The sequence below is a fragment of the Pigmentiphaga sp. YJ18 genome, assembly GCF_038066655.1.
In the GTDB taxonomy this organism is placed as follows: Bacteria; Pseudomonadota; Gammaproteobacteria; order Burkholderiales; family Burkholderiaceae_B; genus Pigmentiphaga.
This window is the reverse complement of the sequence record NZ_JBBUKU010000002.1, coordinates 14,035-30,397: the sequence shown is the minus strand read 5'-3', so window position 1 is coordinate 30,397 and position 16,363 is coordinate 14,035. Positions and strand designations below refer to the sequence as shown.

Here is a 16,363-nt window from a genome sequence, read left to right as displayed (position 1 = left end):
AGCATCATGAGCAACCTCACGATTACAGGCAGCCAGTCCACTCCCGCCATTTCCGGCGACTGGGACGCCGGCGTCCTGACCATGACCGGCGATTCCTATCCGGAAAATTCCTTCGACCTGTTCAACCAGGTCATCGACTGGGTCGAGCGCTTCCTGGCCGAGCCCAAGCGTCCCCTGTCGCTGGAACTGCATTTGCTCTACCTGAACACCAGCAGCGTCCGCGCCATCATGGACGTGTTCGACCTGCTGGAGGAGGCGCACGGCGGCGGCCACCCGGTCTCGGTCAACTGGCATTACGATAGACGTAACGAACGGGTAGCCGAGCTGGCCGAGGAATTCAAGGAAGACTGCAGCTTTCCTTTCGCCATCGTCGCTCACGACTGACCTTCACGACCATGAAACGCGACATCGAGGACCTCGGCCGGCGCATCGAGCAGTTGCTGGCCCAGCCGGAATACCAGGACCATCCGCTGCGCGGAGCCCTTGATGAAGTCTGGCGCGCCCTCCTCGACCAGACCACCCGGCTGGAGCGCGTCACCCACATCTCCGACGGCTACCAGGCCCTGGTCAAGGAGCGCGAGAACGATCTGGACGGGCGGTTCCAGAAACAATTGCGCAAGCTCGAGAAGCTGGCACGCATCTCCGACCACTACCAGCGCATGATGCAGGACCTGAACGTCGCCCTGAGCGACGCCTCCAACCGCGACGTCCTGACCGGCTTGGCCAACCGCCGGCACCTGATGCACCGGCTGAAGGAAGAAAGCCAGCGCGCCTCGCGCTCGGGCCAGCCGTACACGATCGCCATGCTGGACATCGACCACTTCAAGCGCATCAACGACACGCTCGGGCATGCCGCCGGCGACCGCGCCCTGATCGAAGTGGGCCGCATCCTGCAAAGCTCCCTGCGCGAGTACGACCTGTGCGGACGCTGGGGTGGCGAGGAATTCATGATGATCATGCCCGGCACGACCCTGGTGTCGGCCCAGGCGCTGTCGCAGCGGGTCTGCACGCGCATCCGCGAACACGCCGGCGTGCCGGACGTCGGGCAGTCCATCAGCGCCAGCGTGGGCATCAGCGCCTATCGCCACGGCGAACACTACTCCGACACCATCGAGCGGGCGGACGCCGCGCTGCTCGAGGCCAAGCGGCGGGGCCGCGACTGCATCGTGCTGTCCGAGGTCTGAGCCCCGCGCCAGGGGCCGAAATATGACGACGGGGCCCGAGCCTCTATAATCGTCCCGCGGTCCGCCTGGACGGCACCGCAAAGCCGGACACCACGATCCGGCAGAGCTGGAGGAGGCTCAGTTTCAACGGGCCATCGATGCACATCCAGCCTTCCCTCCTGTTTCCCGCTCTTCGCCACCCCGCCTCGCGCAGCTTCGCGCTAAGGCTGGCCGCCGCCTCGATACTGGCCATGGCGGCCGCGACCGCCTTCTCCATCGCCAACCCCTGGTGGGCGGCCATGGCCGTCTGGATGATAGGCCAGCCCACGCGCGGACTGCTGCTCGAACGCAGCCTGATGCAATGGCTCGGCACCCTGGCCGGCGGCCTGGCGGCCGTCGGGCTGACCGCGCTGACGGGCGGCGCCCCGGCCCTGCTGCTGACCGCGCTATGTGTGTGGATGGGGCTGTGCTGCGGCGCCAGCAACCTGCTGCGGCACCAGCGCGCCTATGGCGCTGCCCTGTGCGGACTGACCACCGCCGTCATCGTCGTGCTGACGGCCGGCACGCCGATCGACACAGCCGCCTTCGCGGCGGCACGCGTGCTCGACAACATGATAGGCATCGCCGCTTCGCTGCTTGTCATCGCGCTGTGGAACGCGCCCTCTCCCGCGACCGCCCTGCTGGAGAAGACCCGCGACCTGCTCTGCGCGACGCTGGGCCACGCCGCCCGCCAGCTTGGGCCGGACCCGATTCCCGACACCGCGCCGCGCGCGCGCAAGCTCGTCGCCGCGCTGGCCGAACTGGAAACCACCGCCGAGGACACGACGGCCGGATCCCTGTCCCAGCGGCGCCGGCTCAAGCCCATGCGCGGCTTGCTGGCGGGACTGCTCGACCTGATCGCCATCATGCCGGCGCTGCGCCAGCACGCGCAGGCGCTGGCGCGGCGCCACGCGGAAGACCTGGACCAGTTGCGGGCCAGCCTGGACGACCTGGCCGAGACCATCCAGGCGGGACACGGGTCCTCGCTGGCCATCGTCCGCACCGCGACCCGCCGCCTGCGCGGCGCCGATCCGCTGTTCGACACCTGCCTGGACGAGTTCGAACAGGCGCTTGCGGCCATCACCGCGAGCTACCGGAACATGGCGGCGACCCTGCCGGAACCCTCTCCTTCGCCCACCGCCGCCCATCCGGATATCGCCGGCGTGCGCATCGCCGCCTGGCGGGGCGTGGCCGTCTCGGCGCTTGCCGCGGGGGCGTGGCTGGCATCCGGCTGGGAACCGCTGCGCTACCTGATGCTGGGCGCGTGCATCTTCACCGCCCTGTTCGCCCCGGTCGACGAACCGGTGCCGCTCATGCGGCGCGTATTGGCCGGCGCCTCCGCGGCGGCGGTCGCGGCCTTCGCGTGGCGCGTGGGCATCGCTCCCATCGTGCCCCATCCCTGGCTATCGCTGGTCCTGGCTTCGCCGCTCATCCTGGCCGCCGCCACCGCCCAGGCGCATCGCGGCACGGCCTTCATCGGCCTGGCCTTCAACATGCTGTTCGCGGTGCTGGCGCAACCGGTCAATACCGAACCCGCCGAACCGATGGCGCTGCTTACGGTCGAGCTCATGCTGCTGGCAGGCATCGCCTGCAGCTACGCCGCCTACCGGTGGCTGATCCCGATGACCACCCTGCGCCGCCGCCGGCACCTGCATCGCGCCATACGCACCGAGATCGCCGCCATCGCGCAGTGGGCCGGCACGCCCATGCGCGCGGCACGCCACCTGGCCCGCCTGCGTTTCCTGGTCCTGGCGCTGATCGCCCGCACCGGCACGGAGGCCGCCACCGCCGACGGCGCGCTGGCGGCGCTATCGCTGGGCCACGCGCTGGCGCGCATGGGCCATTTGCTCGACCGGCGGCCCGATGCGCCGGAAGCGCCGTGGATAGGCCAGGCCTTGCGCGCGATGAGCAAACCGCTGCCCACGCCGCACGATGCCGGCGCGACGCTGCGCAACTACGCCAACCGGGCCCGCGCGGCCGACGCCTCCGCCGCCGTGCCCGCCGCCCGCTGGCTGGAGGAAATCGCGGAGCACCTGACCGAGCACCCGGCATTCTTCCGCGCGCAGCCAGCAAGAGCATGGAGGCAGCGGGTCGCGGACATTTCTTCTTCGCCCGCCCGTGAAGACAGGAAACGCGCGTGAAGGCACCTTCCCACGCTCCAGTTTGCATTGGGAAGATGACAGGGATATAATCTTTTTCTTCAGACGCGGGGTGGAGCAGTCTGGCAGCTCGTCGGGCTCATAACCCGAAGGTCACAGGTTCAAATCCTGTCCCCGCAACCAGATAAGAAACGGCCTCGAACGCATTGCGTCGAGGCCGTTTTGCTTTGCATCCCTCAACCAAACGCGCCCTCGGCGTCGATATCCTCCGCTGCGCGCGGGGCAGCTCTTTGCCCGAGCCACGCCGCCTTCGGCCGACGATCTCTTTCACCTGCTTGTTAACGCACCGACAAGCTCAGCTCTCGCCCTAGGCTGGCAAGCGCGGCAGCAATGGTATCGATCTTGGTGGCATGGCCCAGGTCCATGATGCGGGTGACTTCCTGCTTGCGCGTTCCCAGCCGGCGCGCCAGTTCCACCGGCGCCACGTCCTGGCGGACCATTTCGTTGAGCAGCAGGACCTTTGCCCACAGGCTGGCAGGTAGTTCAACCAGGACCTCACCGGCCTGGGCCTTGGACGGCAGGGGTACGGCCCGTCGATCCTCGAAATAGAAGTCCATGGCCGTGCGCAATGCATCGGCCGCTGCGGCCTCGGCTTCCTCGCGGGTATCCGCAGCCGTCAGAGCTTCGGGGATGTCGCGGAACGACACCATGAAAACGTTGCCATCCGGTTCGATTCGAGCGGCGTAGCGCATCTGATTACCTCTTTGCGTTTGCGTTCGGTGGTACGGTGAAATGCGTTCGGGAAGTCCCTTGCGGCCTCTCAATTACTTGATCCCCAGTTGCTTGAGAATCGCCTTTCTCAGCCCTTCCCCAAGCTCCTGGCTTGGGTGCCTTGGCAGAGTGGTCTGCTTGCCCTGGTAGTACACCTTTGTGTGACCGGCGCCTTCCTTGAATGTGGCGCCCTGGGCAGCTAACCATCGCCGGAACTCGTTAACTTTCACCTCACCCCCGCGTTTGTCGACCCATGACAAAAGTAAACAAAAAAGATTACATGATCAACAAAAAAGATGACTAACGCGTCGCCTTCACCTTCAGTATGCTGGCTTGTGTCTCATCGCCACGGTGACAGACCTCCAGGCTAGACCTGGGTCTGTGGCACTAATGGGAGAGGGAGGTTCTTGAGCAAACACCCTTGAACGGAAAGTGCAAAGCAAAACGGCCTCGACGCAATGCGTCGAGGCCGTTTTTTATCTGGTTGCGGGGACAGGATTTGAACCTGTGACCTTCGGGTTATGAGCCCGACGAGCTGCCAGACTGCTCCACCCCGCGTCTGAAGAAAAAGATTATACACGTACTCGCGCGGCCGTGCTTTACGCCGCCAGTGCCACCTTCCCTCTTCCCTTCAACCCCAGCATCTCGCGCGCCTCGTCGGGCGTCGCGATCCCGAAGCCGAAGGACTCCAGGATCCCGCGTATCTTGCCCACCTGCTGCGCATTGGAGGTGGCCATCTCGCCCGGTCCGATGGACAGCGAATCCTCCAGCCCCACCCGCACGTTGCCGCCCATCAGTGCGGCCTGGGTGACCAGCGGCATCTGGTGGCGGCCGGCGGCCAGGACGGACCATTGGTAGCTGTCGCCGAACAGCTTGTCGGCGATGCGTTTCATGTGCACGAGATTCTCGGGATCGGCGCCTATGCCGCCCAGCACGCCCAGCACGAATTGCAGGAAGATCGGCCCTTGCACCAGGCCGCGGTCGACGAAGTGCTTGAGGTTGTACAGGTGGCCGACGTCGTAGCACTCGAACTCGAAGCGGGTGCCGTGCCCCCGCCCCAGTTGTTCGAAGATGGTTTCGATGTCGCCGAAGGTGTTGCGGAAGATGGCGTTGCGGGTCTTCTCCAGGTGCTCGCGCTCCCAGGGAAAATCGAAATCCTTCATCTTGTCCAGCACGGGGAACAGGGCGAAGTTCATCGATCCCATGTTGCACGAGGCCATTTCCGCCGAGGCGTCGATGGCGCCGGCCAGGCGCTGTTCGAGCGTCATGGTGTGCGAGCCGCCGGTGGTGATGTTGATGACGGCGTCGGTCTGGGCATGGATGCGCGGCAGGAATTGCCGGTAGACCGCGGGCTCGAAGGCCGGCCTGCCGTCGGCCGCGTGGCGGGCGTGCAGGTGCAGGATGACCGCGCCGGCCCGCGCCGCGTCCACGGCCTGTTCGGCGATCTGGTCGGGCGTGATGGGCAAGTGCGGCGACATGCTGGGGGTGTGCACCGATCCGGTAACAGCGCAGGTGATGATGACTTTTCTGGGCACGAAGAGGCTCCTGGACTGGCGTTACGCCGGCTCGGCGACGACGCGGTTTTCGATATGGCCGATGCCGTCGATCTCGACGCGCATCACGTCGCCGACCTTGAGGAAGGAAGGCGGATCCATGGCGGCGCCCACGCCGGAAGGCGTGCCGGTGGCCAGGATGTCGCCGGGCTCCAGCGTCATGACGGTGGACAGGTAGGCGATCTGGTCGTAGATGCTGTAGATCATCTCGCCGGTGCGGGCCTCCTGGCGCACTTCGCCGTTGACCCGCATGCGCAGCGTCAGCGCCAGCGGATCGGGCACTTCGTCGTCGGTAACGATCCACGGGCCGATGGGACCGGTGGTGTTGAAGGACTTGCCCAGGGTCATGGTGGCCGAACGCCGCTGCCAGTCGCGCACCGACACGTCGTTGCAGACGAGGTAGCCGGCGATGACGTCCCTGGCCTGCCCCGCCGGCACATGGCGGCAGCGGGTGCCGATCACCACGCCCAGCTCGGCTTCGTAGTCGAGCTTGTCGGACACGCGCGGCATGTGCACGGGGTCGTAGGGGCCGTTGATGCAGCTGACCTGTTTGTTGAACCAGACCTGGCTGTCGGGCACATCCACGCCGGCACGCTTGGCCTCGATCACGTGCTTGCCATAGTTCATGCCGATGGCGAGGTATTTGCCGGGATCGGGCACCGGCGCTTCCAGCCTGACGTCGGCCAGCGGGTAGGCCGGTGCCCGCTCGGGATCGACGTCGCGCGCGCGTTGCAGCAGGCCCCGGCCGCCGGCGAGCAGGCCGCGCATGGTGGCGGGCAGCGCCGGATCGGCGGCCGCGAGGTCGATCACCCGCGTGCCCTCGACCTTGCCGATGGAGGTCCTGCCGCGATGGGAGAAAGTGACGAGTTTCATGGGTTCCTTGTTCAAGCAGAAGAAGAAGGCGATCCGGCCAGGGCCTGCGCCAGTGCGTCGGGCGGCAGGTGGCCCCAGTCGCTGATGCGGTCGTATTCGCGCACGTCGTTCCAGTCCTCGCCCACGGTGCGGCCGGTGGCGCCGATCTCGACGCGCCAGCCATCGGGGCCCAGGCTGTAGAAGCTGACCATGCCGTCGTTGGCGTGCTGGCCCAGCGTGTTGGCGAGCGGCGTGCCGGCGCGCAGCGCGCGGTCGTAGGCCAGGCCCACGCTGCGCACGTGCGCGACCTCGAAGTTGACGTGATGCAGGCGCTGCGGCACCTCGGGCCGGGGCAGATAGGCGATGGCCAGCGAATGGTGGCGCGGGTTGCAATGGAAGAAGGAGACGTGCATCTGGATCTCGCCCATGGGCAGCCGCAGCCAGTCCGACAGGACGAGGCCCAGGCCGTCGATGGCGAAGCGGCGGGCCGCGTCGTATTCCTCGGCACTGCCCACGGCGAAGACGAAGTGGCCGAAGCCCTGCCCCGCCGTGACGAAGCCCTCGGAGAAGTGCGGGCTCGCGAAAGGCGTCGCCGCCTCCTCCAGCCCCGTCACCAGTTCCAGCGGGACGTTCCAAGGGGTCTGGATCACGGTCAGGTCCCGCACGCGCCGGGCCGCGCGCTCGGCCGCCGTGCCGGGCCGCATGCGCCACCCCTGTGCCGACAGCCGTCCCAGCACGCGGTCATACACCTGTTCATCGGCCGCTTCGAAGCCGATGCAGGCGGCATCGTTGCGCGCGCCTTCGCGCACCCATACCCGCTGCGCCTTGCCATCGACCCGCCAGGTGGCGGCACCGTCGGCGGCGGCCTGGCCGGGCATCAAACCCACGACCTCGGTCAGATAGGCGCCCAGGGCCGCCGGCGCCGTGCTGTCCAGGCCGATGTAGGCCGCTTCCAATCCTGTCCTCACGCCGGCCTCCTATTGCTGCACCGGCTGGGCGTTCACATCGCGCAGCACCTTTTCCCAGCGCGTGCGTTCGTCGCGCCAGTAGTTGCCGAACTCGTCCACCGACATGGTCTTGGGGTAGACGCCCAGCGTGTCGAGCCTGTCGACCACGTCGCGCTCGGCCAGCACGGTGGCCAGGTCCCGGTTGACGCGCTCGATGGCCGGCTTGCCCGTGCCTTGCGGCGCGACGACCGCGAACCAGCCGTTGATGACCAGCGAGGGATAGGTCTCGGATGCGGCGGGCAGGTCGGGACGATTCGGCACCCGTCCGTCGGAGAACATCACGACGGGCTTGAGCCGGCCCCCCTTGATCATGGGCTCGATGGGCGGGACGCCGTCGATCAGCATCTGCGCGTCGCCGCCGACCACGGCCGATATGCTCTGGGAGCTGCTGGAGAACGGCACGGCGCGCAGCGGCACGCCGGCGGCGCGCGACAGCATGTCCACCGCGAGATTGGGCACCGAGTACAGGAAGGTGGTCGACACCACGAAGCTGTCCGGCCGGCGGCGCGCCATGGCCAGCACGTCGGCCAGGGTATTGGCGGACGACGAGGCGCTGACCGCGGCCATCATGGGGCTGATGCCCACCATGGCCACCGGCTGGAAGTCGCGGACGATGTCGACCTGCGAACTCTTGTACATGTAGGGCGTGAGCGTCAGCACCGAAGCGGGGGTGAACACGAACATGTGGTCGTCGCGCTCGGCCGATTTCACCGCCGCCAGTCCGACCAGGCCGCCGGCGCCGGGCTTGTTCTCGACGATGACCGGCTGGCCCCAGAGCTTGGACAGCTTGTCGCCCAGCAGCCGGGCCATGATGTCGGGCGCCGTCCCGGCCGCCCCCGGCAGGACCAGCCGTACGGGACGGGTCGGCCAGGAGGCCGCGTGGACCGTGCCGGCCAGGCAGGCCGCCAGCGCGAGGCCGGCAGCCATCCATTTGCGTCGTGATGCGTTCATGAGTCTGTCTCCTGGGTGGTTTCTTGTGTGATGGCGGCGCGCCGGCGCTCAGGCGTGGACCGCGGCGCGACCCGCCGCGAGTTCCAGCGCCGCGGCGCCTTCCCCCGGATCGTGGCCGCGCCAGGCCACGTACTGGTCCGGCCGGATCAGGGCCAGGTCGGCGCCGTACAGTTCGCGCAGGCCGTCGACGGGCGGCGCGATCACCGTCAGCGGAATACCCGCGCCCGCCGCCTGGGCGGCCAGCGCCTGCGCCGCCTCCCGCGCGGCCGGACGGGTCGCCAGCAGCGTCAGCCCGCGAAAGGCGAAATGGTCGAACAAGGACGCGCCCTGGCCGCGACCCGGCGCCAGCCAGGCATGCGGCGCGCGGCACCCCGGGCGCGCGGTCTGCACATAGCGCGTCGAGTCCCAGGGCTCGTCCGCCCCCTCCGGCTCATGCGCCAGCACCGGAGACCGCTCGTAGCGGCTGCCCAGCACCACGCCCAGCGAATCGAACTCCTGGCGTTTGGAAACGAGAATGGCCCGCTCGGCTTCGCGCCGCGCGGCGTCCCCGGCCGGCCCCTCGTCCTCCAGCCCTTCGCGCCACAGGCTGCCGGAGCTGTGCGACAGGTTGTGCACGGCCTCGTCCACCACCCGGCGATGCACCTGGCGGCGTTCCGCCTCGTAGCTGTCCAGCAGCGCCGGCCCGCCCCAGCCGTCCAGCGCCGCCGCCAGCTTCCACCCCAGGTCCACGGCGTCGCCGATACCCATGTTCATGCCATGGCCGCCGAACGGCGGATGCAGGTGGCAGGCATCGCCGGCCAGGAACACCCTGCCGTCGCGATAGCGCGTGGCGATCAGGCGATGCGCGGTCCATTCGTCGCGGTGGCGGATGTCGATCGGGATGTGCAGGCCCAGCGCGGCGCGCATCAGGCCTTCGATGGGCGGCTCCTGGCCGTCGCGGCGGGCATAGCCGAAGGTCCACATGTCGTTGCCGTCCAGCGGCGCGACGACCGCCGGCGCCTCGGGGTTGACCAGCCAGTACATGACGGCCGGACCCAGCCCGTGCATGCCAGCCAGCCCCGAGGCGTGGAAGATGATGTTGCGGTGATGGGAAAGCGGGGATACGCCCTCCATCCGAACGTCCAGCCGGGCGCGCACGGTGCTGCGGGCACCATCGGCGCCGGCCATGTAGGCGGCCCGCACGCGCAGCGGTCCGTCCGGCCCCGCCAGCACGGCCTCGACCCCCTGGCCGGACTGCGAGAAATCTTCCAGCCGGGTCGAGAAGCGCAGTTGCACGCCCGGCAGGCTTTCCGCATGGTCGCGCAGCACCTCCTCCACCTTGTACTGGGGCACCCACTGCGCATGCTCGGGAAAGCGCTCGTCGCGCCGGGGCGAGCAATAGAACGCATTGGCGAACCGCGCCAGTTCCCGGCCGGCCAGCCGGGTCGCGAACACCACGTTGGACGGGTAATCGACACCGAAGGGCGCGACCTGCGCCAGCTTCCCGGCCACGCCCCAGCGCCGCATCAGTTCGCGCGAACGCACGTTGGTCGTCTTGGCGCGGGGCGCGAGTCCCACCCGGTCATGCTGCTCCACCACCAGGCAGCGGCGGCCCTGCATGCCCAGTTCGATGGCCAGCGCCAGTCCCACGGGGCCTGCTCCGATCACCAACACGTCGGTTTCCAGCAGCGTCTCGCCCGCCATGCCGTCTCCTTCCTGTGTTCTTGAATTGACAGCAGCTTAGGCATTCGGCGAAGCTCTGGAAAGATCATTACCTTGATATAGGTTATGAATAATCCAGATAACCAGGATCCTCAGATCGCGGACCTGCGGGCGGTGCTGGCGCTGATCGAAGACGGCACCGTCACCCGCGCAGCCCAGCGCCTGGGGCTGACCCAGTCGGCGCTGAGTTACCACCTCGACCGCATGCGCAAGCGCTTCGCCGACCCGCTGTTCGTCCGCGTGGGTAACCGCATGGCTCCCACGCCCTTCGCCCAGCGGCTGGCCGAGCCGGCCTCGCGGGTGCTGCGCATCGTGGAAACCGAGATCGCCGGGCTGGCCCGCTTCGATCCCGCATTGACGGACCGGGAATTCCGCATCGGCGTCAACGAGATCGGCGCCATCGTGCTGGTGCCCAAGCTGATGAAACGCCTGGCCGAAGTCGCTCCGCACGCCCGCCTCGCCCCCACGCAGGTATCGGCCGACACCATGGCCGCCGCGCTGGAGTCGGGCGAGCTGGACGTCGTCGCCGGCCACGTCTCGCGCCCGCACGACGCCCTGCTGCGCCAGCATCTCTACCGCCGCGCCTACGTCTGCGTGGCCCGCCGCGACCATCCCCGCATCGGCGACGCCATGACCCTGCGCGAATTCGGCCGCACGCCGCAGGTCCAGTCCCCGTCCGTGCCCATCACCTTCGCGTGGATCAACGACCAGCTGCGCAAGCACGGCGTGCAGAGCCAGGTGCGGCTCACCACCGAACACGTGGCCGCGATTCCGTTCATCGTGGCCGCCAGCGACCTGATCGCCATCATTCCGGACGAGGTCTACCACCTGTTCCAACCCATCGCGCCGATCAAGAAAGTCCGGCTACCGCTGCGCATCCCGTCCATCGACGTGCACCAGTACTGGCACTCGCGCGTGGCGGGGGACCCGGCGAACCAGTTCTTCCGCTCGGTGGTCTACGCGGTGGGCTGCGAACGCCAGCCCGCTTCGCCCGGCCACCTCTCGTATACTTGACGGACTCCCGGATCTCCGCAACCGCCGGGGCGCAGCGCCGCCTCCGCCCCCTGGACACGCCATGACCGCTTCCGACCGCGCCCTCACGTACTTCCCGGCTCCGCGCTCCCAGCGCTACTGCTCGCAATGCGGCAACCTGCTGGCCCGCCGCATCCCCGACGACGACAACCGCGAACGCGATCTCTGCGACCACTGCGGCGCGATCCACTACCAGAATCCCCGCATGGTGCTGGGGACCATTCCCGTCTGGGAAAAGCAGGTGCTGCTGTGCCGCCGGGCGATCGAGCCGCGCCACGGCTACTGGACCCTGCCCGCCGGCTTCATGGAGCTGGGCGAGACCACTGCCCAGGGCGCGGCCCGCGAAACCCAGGAAGAAGCCGGCGCCCGGATCGAGATGGGACCGCTGTTCGCGGTGCTGGACATCCCCCACGTGGACCAGGTCCACATCTTCTATCTCGCGCGCCTGACCGATGCCGAGTTCGAGCCCGGCCCCGAAAGCCTGGAAGCCCGCCTGTTCGACGAGGACGAGATCCCCTGGGACGACCTGGCCTTCCGTTCGGTCTCGACCGCGCTCAGGTTGTTCTTCGCCGACCGGGCGCGCGGCACGTTCCAGATCCACAGCGACACCCTGCTGCGCGGTCCCGAACCGGTTCCCGCGATCTCCACGCCCGCCCCTTGAGCCCCCCGCGTCCGCGCATGCCGGCCCTGCTGGAGCCGGACACGCCCTTCCCGCCGCTCGAACACGCGCTCGAAGATCCCCCGGGCCTGCTGGCCGTGGGCGCCGACCTGTCCATCGAACGGCTGCGCGCCGCGTACGCGCATGGCGTCTTCCCGTGGTACCTGCCGGGCGAACCCATCCTGTGGTGGAGCCCGGATCCGCGCATGGTGCTGTTCACCGAACGCTTCTCTCCTTCGCACTCGCTGCGCAAGAAGCTGCGGCAGGTCGCGCGCGATCCCGCCATCGAGGTCAGGGTGGACACGGCGTTCGACGACGTCATGCGCGCCTGCGCGGCGCCGCGCAGCGACGAGCGCCCCGCCACCTGGATCACGCTGCCCATGCAGCGGGCCTATCGGCTCTGGCACCGGCACGGCCAGGTCCACTCGGTCGAGACCTGGATCGGCGGCGAACTCGTGGGCGGCCTGTACGGCGTCAGCCTGGGCAGGATGTTCTATGGGGAATCGATGTTCACCCGGGTGGCCGACGGCTCCAAGATCGCGCTGGCCTACCTGGTGCGCTTCCTGCGCCGCCATGGCGTGGAGATGATCGACTGCCAGCAGGACACGCGCCATCTGGCCTCGTTGGGGGGGGCCACGATTACCCGCGCGGAATTCGAGCACCTGATTGTAAAATTCACCCGGATGCCCGAGCTTCCGTGGCGATCGGGCAGGCTGCGCCACGACGGCGAGATCGTCGACCTGGACGCACCCCACGCTGCGGCCGATCCCGGCTGAACCGCGCATGACGCATCTTCGAGAACTTCCCTTCGCCGCGCTGCAGTTCTATGCGACCGCTCCCTACCCGTGCAGCTACCTGGGGGACCGGATGGCGCGCTCGCAGGTGGCCACGCCCAGCCATCTGATCAACGCCGACGTCTATTCCGAGCTGGTGCGCATGGGATTTCGCCGTAGCGGCGTCTTCACCTACCGGCCCCACTGCGACGGCTGCCGGGCCTGCGTGCCGGTGCGGGTGCCGGTGAACCGCTTCCTGCCCAACCGCACCCAGGCCCGCACCTGGAAACGCCACGCCGACCTGCAGGTCTTCGTGGCCGAACTGGCCTATTCCTCCGAACACTACTCGCTCTACCAGCGCTACCAGTCGACCCGCCACCGCGGCGGCGGCATGGACCAGGACAGCCGCGAGCAGTACGCCCAGTTCCTGCTCCAGAGCCGCGTCAATACCCGCCTGGTCGAATTCCGCGACCGGCAGGGGTGCCTGCGCATGGTGTCCATCATGGACGTGCTGTCCGACGGACTGTCGTCGGTCTACACCTTCTTCGATCCCGACATGAAGGGCAGCCTGGGCACCTGGAACATACTCTGGCAGCTCGAGCAATGCCGGCTGCTGGAACTGCCCCATCTCTACCTGGGGTACTGGATAGAACAAAGCCCGAAGATGGCCTACAAGGTGAACTTCCGGCCGCTGGAAATGCTGGTCAACGGCGAATGGCGCGAGTACGCCGGCCCGCCGGCCGCCCAGCCCGCCGCGCCGGCCGTCATCGACACCAGCCGCCTGCACGCCTCCACCCGCCACGGCCATCCCGACGATGCGCCGTCCTCCACCTCCTGATCCCCATCCGCCTGATGTCCGCGTTTTTTCAAGCCTATCCGCTGCTGCGTCCAGCCCTGTTCGCCCTGGAACCCGAAACCGCCCATGCCCTGACCCTGTCCGCGCTGCAACGCATGCACGACATGGGATGGACACGCCCCGCCCGCGTCCCGGACCGCCCGGTCACCGTCATGGGCCTGACGCTGCCCAACGCGGTGGGCCTGGCCGCCGGCCTGGACAAGAACGGCGCGCACATCGACGCGCTGGGCGGCCTGGGCTTCGGCTTCGTGGAAATCGGCACGGTCACGCCCCGGCCCCAGCCCGGCAACCCGCTGCCCCGCCTGTTCCGCCTGCCACGCGCCGAGGCGCTGATCAACCGCATGGGCTTCAACAACGACGGGCTGGCCGTGTTCCTGGCCAACGTCCAGCGCAGCGGCTACCGCACGCGCGGCGGCATCCTGGGGCTGAACATAGGCAAGAACGCCGACACGCCCATCGACAAGGCGGCCGACGACTACCTGGCCGGGCTCGAGGCCGTCTATCCTCACGCCGACTACGTCACCATCAACATCTCGTCGCCCAATACTCAGAACCTGCGCAGCCTGCAGGGCGCCGACGAGCTTTCCAGCCTGCTGCGCCAGCTCGACCAGGCCCGGGACACCCTGGCGGCGCGGCACGGCCGCCGCGTACCGCTGGCGGTCAAGATCGCGCCCGACCTGGAAGAAAGCCAGATCGACGCCATCGCCGATCTGCTGCCGCGCCACGGCATCGACGGCGTCATCGCCACCAACACCACGCTGTCGCGCGATGCCGTCCAGGGCCTGCCCCACGCGGGCGAAGCCGGCGGCCTGTCCGGCACGCCGGTGCGGGAAATGTCGCTGCGGGTGGTCGAACGCCTGCGGCGCCAGGCCGGCGACGCCCTCGCCATCATCGGCGTGGGCGGCATCCTGGAAGGCCGCCACGCGGCCGAGAAGCTGGCGGCGGGCGCGGACGCGGTCCAGCTTTACACCGGCCTCATCTATCGCGGTCCGGCGCTGGTCGGGGACTGCCTGGCGGCCGTCTCGCGGGTTCGGCGCTAACCTCGGGTTATTCCCCGATGCCCTGTATGACAATGAGGGATGCTGCGTCGCGGAAATTCACGGCATAGGCGTTATACTGGTCCTACAAGAAGTGGCCTGCTGCAACGCAGAAAGGCTACCCATCTGCGGTGTAATAAAGCTATGAAATTTCACCATATGGGATAAACTAGCTTCATCGCGTAGAGACTCACCACGACAATGCCCAGAGTCACGACCCCCGACGCGGCCATGATCGCCCCGTCCGCAGCCCCCACGCCGCAGATCGCCATCCAGGTGCTCGAGCGCACCATGCACCTGCTCGACGCCTTGGCGGAGCATCCCGACCCCGTCAGCCTGAAAGAGCTGTCCCAGGCCACCGGCCTGCACCCGTCCACGGCCCACCGCATCCTGAACGACCTGGTGGCCGGCCGCTACGTCGACCGGGTCGACAGCGGCATGTACAGCCTGGGCATGCGGCTGCTGGAACTGGGCCACCTGGTCAAGGGCCGGCTGAACGTCCGCGACGCCGCCATCACGCCCATGCGCATGCTGCACCGCCTGACCGGCCAGACCGTCAACCTCTCGGTACGCCAGGGCGATGAAATCGTCTACATCGACCGCGCCTACAGCGAGCGCTCGGGCATGCAGGTGGTGCGCGCCATCGGCGGCCGCGCACCGCTGCACCTGACCTCCACCGGCAAGCTGTTCCTGTCGGCCGACGATGCCCGCCTGATCCGGGCCTACGCCCTGCGCACCGGGCTGCAGGGCCATACCGGCAACAGCCTGACCGACCTGGCCAAGCTCGAACGCGAACTGGACCAGGTACGCGCCAAGGGCTATGCCCGCGACAACGAGGAACTGGAAATGGGCGTGCGCTGCATCGCGGCCGGCGTCCATGACGACACCGGCAAGCTGATTGCCGGCCTGTCGATCTCGGCGCCGGCGGACCGCATGCAGGACGGCTGGATCGACGCGCTGGTGGACACCGCGGGCCAGATCTCCGACGCCCTGGGCTACGAACCGTCGCACGCGGTATCGGCGGCCTGACCCGCGGGGCGGGCCGCTCCGGTCCGCCTCAGGCGAAGCCGCCGTTGGCCCGCAATACCTGCCCATTGACCCAGCCGCCGTCCGGGCCCGCGAGAAAGGACACCGCGGCGGCGATCTCCTGCGGCGTGCCCAGGCGCTCCAGCGGCGCCAGCCGCGCGATCTGGTCGATCTGCTCGGCCGTCTTGCCGTTGAAGAACAACTCGGTGCCGACGGGCCCCGGCGCGACCGCATTGACCGTGATGCCCCGCCCCCGCAGCTCGTTCGCCAGCACCCGCACCAGCCCCTCGACCCCGGCCTTGGAGGCGATGTAGGGACCGTAGGACGGGAAGGCGCGCGCGATGACGCTGGTGGAAAGCGCGATGATGCGCCCGCCTTCGCCCACGTGCGCGGCGGCCTGTGCCAGCACCAGAAAGGCGCCGCGCAAATTCGTGGCGATCACCTTGTCGAAATCGGCCAGGCTGGCTGGGGCGATCGGCGTCATCGGCATCACGCCCGCGCTGTTGACCACCACGTCGATCCGGCCATAGGCCTGCCGGGCACCGTCGAACAGCGCGGCCACGTCGTCCTCGCGCCCCACGTCGCCCTGGACCGCCAGCGCCCGGCCCCCGGCGGCCTCGATCGCGGCCACGGTTTCCCGGGCCTTGGCGGCATTGCCGGCATAGTTGACGACCACCGCGTAGCCATCGGCCGCCAGCCTGCGGGAAATGGCGTGGCCAATGCCTCGCGAGCCCCCGGTGACGATGGCGGTCTTGGTGAGGTTTGTGCCCATGAAATTTCCTGGAAAGAAGAAGAAACGGATGGCGAGCATTCTTCTTGTTTATTGAATTGAGATAAACCCTGAT

Annotated in this window: 17 protein-coding genes and 2 tRNA genes; 10 read left to right on the top strand and 9 right to left on the bottom strand. The window is 68.3% G+C overall.

The genetic code is table 11. The features are described 5' to 3' along the window. Positions 1-6: 6 nt before the first annotated feature. The 4 genes from siaC to WKR98_RS13950 all read left to right on the top strand — a co-directional run bounded on the left by siaC (position 7) and on the right by WKR98_RS13950 (position 3,484). The gene (gene siaC / locus WKR98_RS13965; protein WP_341433890.1) at positions 7-384 is read left to right on the top strand and encodes a biofilm regulation phosphoprotein SiaC; all 378 of its coding nucleotides are present in this window, start codon (positions 7-9) and stop codon (positions 382-384) included. Between the two features lie 11 nt (positions 385-395). Next, entirely contained in the window at positions 396-1,184 is a 789-nt protein-coding gene (gene siaD / locus WKR98_RS13960; protein WP_124689983.1) for a biofilm regulation diguanylate cyclase SiaD, read from the top strand. A gap of 137 nt (positions 1,185-1,321) precedes the next feature. Further along, on the top strand, positions 1,322-3,343 hold the full coding sequence (locus WKR98_RS13955) for an FUSC family protein (protein ID WP_341433889.1): 2,022 nt from the start codon (positions 1,322-1,324) through the stop codon (positions 3,341-3,343). A 64-nt stretch (positions 3,344-3,407) separates the two neighbouring features. Continuing rightward, positions 3,408-3,484, top strand: a tRNA-Met gene (locus WKR98_RS13950). A gap of 155 nt (positions 3,485-3,639) precedes the next feature. Here WKR98_RS13950 and WKR98_RS13945 read toward each other — a convergent pair. The 8 genes from WKR98_RS13945 to WKR98_RS13910 form a co-directional block, all read right to left on the bottom strand. Further along, a complete protein-coding gene (locus WKR98_RS13945; RefSeq protein WP_124689985.1) occupies positions 3,640-4,053 on the bottom strand; it encodes a type II toxin-antitoxin system HicB family antitoxin in 414 nt (137 codons plus the stop codon). Between the two features lie 72 nt (positions 4,054-4,125). Beyond that, positions 4,126-4,302 carry a type II toxin-antitoxin system HicA family toxin gene (locus WKR98_RS13940; RefSeq protein WP_124689986.1) on the bottom strand — a complete coding sequence of 59 codons (177 nt, stop codon included), beginning with the start codon at positions 4,300-4,302 and terminating at the stop codon, positions 4,126-4,128. Positions 4,303-4,553: 251 nt separating this feature from the next. Next, a tRNA-Met gene (locus WKR98_RS13935) sits at positions 4,554-4,630 on the bottom strand. Between the two features lie 41 nt (positions 4,631-4,671). Then, positions 4,672-5,607 carry a 3-keto-5-aminohexanoate cleavage protein gene (locus tag WKR98_RS13930; RefSeq protein WP_341433888.1) on the bottom strand — a complete coding sequence of 312 codons (936 nt, stop codon included), beginning with the start codon at positions 5,605-5,607 and terminating at the stop codon, positions 4,672-4,674. Between the two features lie 21 nt (positions 5,608-5,628). Next, on the bottom strand, positions 5,629-6,498 hold the full coding sequence (locus tag WKR98_RS13925) for a fumarylacetoacetate hydrolase family protein (protein ID WP_124689988.1): 870 nt from the start codon (positions 6,496-6,498) through the stop codon (positions 5,629-5,631). Positions 6,499-6,509: 11 nt separating this feature from the next. Continuing rightward, positions 6,510-7,445 carry a VOC family protein gene (locus WKR98_RS13920; protein ID WP_124689989.1) on the bottom strand — a complete coding sequence of 312 codons (936 nt, stop codon included), beginning with the start codon at positions 7,443-7,445 and terminating at the stop codon, positions 6,510-6,512. A gap of 9 nt (positions 7,446-7,454) precedes the next feature. Further along, the gene (locus WKR98_RS13915) at positions 7,455-8,435 is read right to left on the bottom strand and encodes a Bug family tripartite tricarboxylate transporter substrate binding protein (RefSeq protein WP_124689990.1); all 981 of its coding nucleotides are present in this window, start codon (positions 8,433-8,435) and stop codon (positions 7,455-7,457) included. A gap of 48 nt (positions 8,436-8,483) precedes the next feature. Beyond that, the gene (locus tag WKR98_RS13910; protein ID WP_341433887.1) at positions 8,484-10,118 is read right to left on the bottom strand and encodes an FAD-dependent monooxygenase; all 1,635 of its coding nucleotides are present in this window, start codon (positions 10,116-10,118) and stop codon (positions 8,484-8,486) included. 84 nt (positions 10,119-10,202) lie between these two features. On the opposite strand from WKR98_RS13910, the gene WKR98_RS13905 reads away from it, so the two are divergent. The 6 genes from WKR98_RS13905 to WKR98_RS13880 all read left to right on the top strand — a co-directional run bounded on the left by WKR98_RS13905 (position 10,203) and on the right by WKR98_RS13880 (position 15,521). Continuing rightward, positions 10,203-11,150 carry a LysR family transcriptional regulator gene (locus WKR98_RS13905; protein WP_124689992.1) on the top strand — a complete coding sequence of 316 codons (948 nt, stop codon included), beginning with the start codon at positions 10,203-10,205 and terminating at the stop codon, positions 11,148-11,150. Positions 11,151-11,211: 61 nt separating this feature from the next. Next, positions 11,212-11,829, top strand: a complete 618-nt coding sequence (locus WKR98_RS13900; protein ID WP_124689993.1) for an NUDIX hydrolase — start codon at positions 11,212-11,214, stop codon at positions 11,827-11,829. 17 nt (positions 11,830-11,846) lie between these two features. Beyond that, positions 11,847-12,602, top strand: coding sequence for a leucyl/phenylalanyl-tRNA--protein transferase (aat, locus tag WKR98_RS13895; protein ID WP_124689994.1), 756 nt, complete (start codon positions 11,847-11,849; stop codon positions 12,600-12,602). 7 nt (positions 12,603-12,609) lie between these two features. Further along, entirely contained in the window at positions 12,610-13,437 is an 828-nt protein-coding gene (locus WKR98_RS13890) for an arginyltransferase (RefSeq protein WP_341433886.1), read from the top strand. Positions 13,438-13,451: 14 nt separating this feature from the next. Beyond that, a complete protein-coding gene (locus WKR98_RS13885; RefSeq protein WP_124689996.1) occupies positions 13,452-14,495 on the top strand; it encodes a quinone-dependent dihydroorotate dehydrogenase in 1,044 nt (347 codons plus the stop codon). 198 nt (positions 14,496-14,693) lie between these two features. Then, positions 14,694-15,521: an IclR family transcriptional regulator gene (locus WKR98_RS13880; protein ID WP_124689997.1), complete on the top strand. Its 828-nt coding sequence runs from the start codon at positions 14,694-14,696 to the stop codon at positions 15,519-15,521. 28 nt (positions 15,522-15,549) lie between these two features. Here WKR98_RS13880 and WKR98_RS13875 read toward each other — a convergent pair whose 3' ends face one another. After that, on the bottom strand, positions 15,550-16,290 hold the full coding sequence (locus tag WKR98_RS13875) for an SDR family oxidoreductase (RefSeq protein ID WP_341433885.1): 741 nt from the start codon (positions 16,288-16,290) through the stop codon (positions 15,550-15,552). Between the last annotated feature and the right edge of the window lie 73 nt (positions 16,291-16,363).

Excerpts from the sequence above, each read along its gene's own strand:
- siaC (WP_341433890.1), top strand. The coding sequence starts at position 7 with ATGAGCAACCTCACGATTACAGGCAGCCAGTCCACTCCCGCCATTTCC.
- siaD (WP_124689983.1), top strand. The coding sequence starts at position 396 with ATGAAACGCGACATCGAGGACCTCGGCCGGCGCATCGAGCAGTTGCTG.
- WKR98_RS13955 (WP_341433889.1), top strand. The coding sequence starts at position 1,322 with ATGCACATCCAGCCTTCCCTCCTGTTTCCCGCTCTTCGCCACCCCGCC.
- WKR98_RS13945 (WP_124689985.1), bottom strand. The coding sequence starts at position 4,053 with ATGCGCTACGCCGCTCGAATCGAACCGGATGGCAACGTTTTCATGGTG.
- WKR98_RS13925 (WP_124689988.1), bottom strand. The coding sequence starts at position 6,498 with ATGAAACTCGTCACTTTCTCCCATCGCGGCAGGACCTCCATCGGCAAG.
- WKR98_RS13915 (WP_124689990.1), bottom strand. The coding sequence starts at position 8,435 with ATGAACGCATCACGACGCAAATGGATGGCTGCCGGCCTCGCGCTGGCG.
- WKR98_RS13910 (WP_341433887.1), bottom strand. The coding sequence starts at position 10,118 with ATGGCGGGCGAGACGCTGCTGGAAACCGACGTGTTGGTGATCGGAGCA.
- WKR98_RS13905 (WP_124689992.1), top strand. The coding sequence starts at position 10,203 with ATGAATAATCCAGATAACCAGGATCCTCAGATCGCGGACCTGCGGGCG.
- WKR98_RS13900 (WP_124689993.1), top strand. The coding sequence starts at position 11,212 with ATGACCGCTTCCGACCGCGCCCTCACGTACTTCCCGGCTCCGCGCTCC.
- aat (WP_124689994.1), top strand. The coding sequence starts at position 11,847 with ATGCCGGCCCTGCTGGAGCCGGACACGCCCTTCCCGCCGCTCGAACAC.
- WKR98_RS13890 (WP_341433886.1), top strand. The coding sequence starts at position 12,610 with ATGACGCATCTTCGAGAACTTCCCTTCGCCGCGCTGCAGTTCTATGCG.
- WKR98_RS13885 (WP_124689996.1), top strand. The coding sequence starts at position 13,452 with ATGTCCGCGTTTTTTCAAGCCTATCCGCTGCTGCGTCCAGCCCTGTTC.
- WKR98_RS13880 (WP_124689997.1), top strand. The coding sequence starts at position 14,694 with ATGCCCAGAGTCACGACCCCCGACGCGGCCATGATCGCCCCGTCCGCA.
- WKR98_RS13875 (WP_341433885.1), bottom strand. The coding sequence starts at position 16,290 with ATGGGCACAAACCTCACCAAGACCGCCATCGTCACCGGGGGCTCGCGA.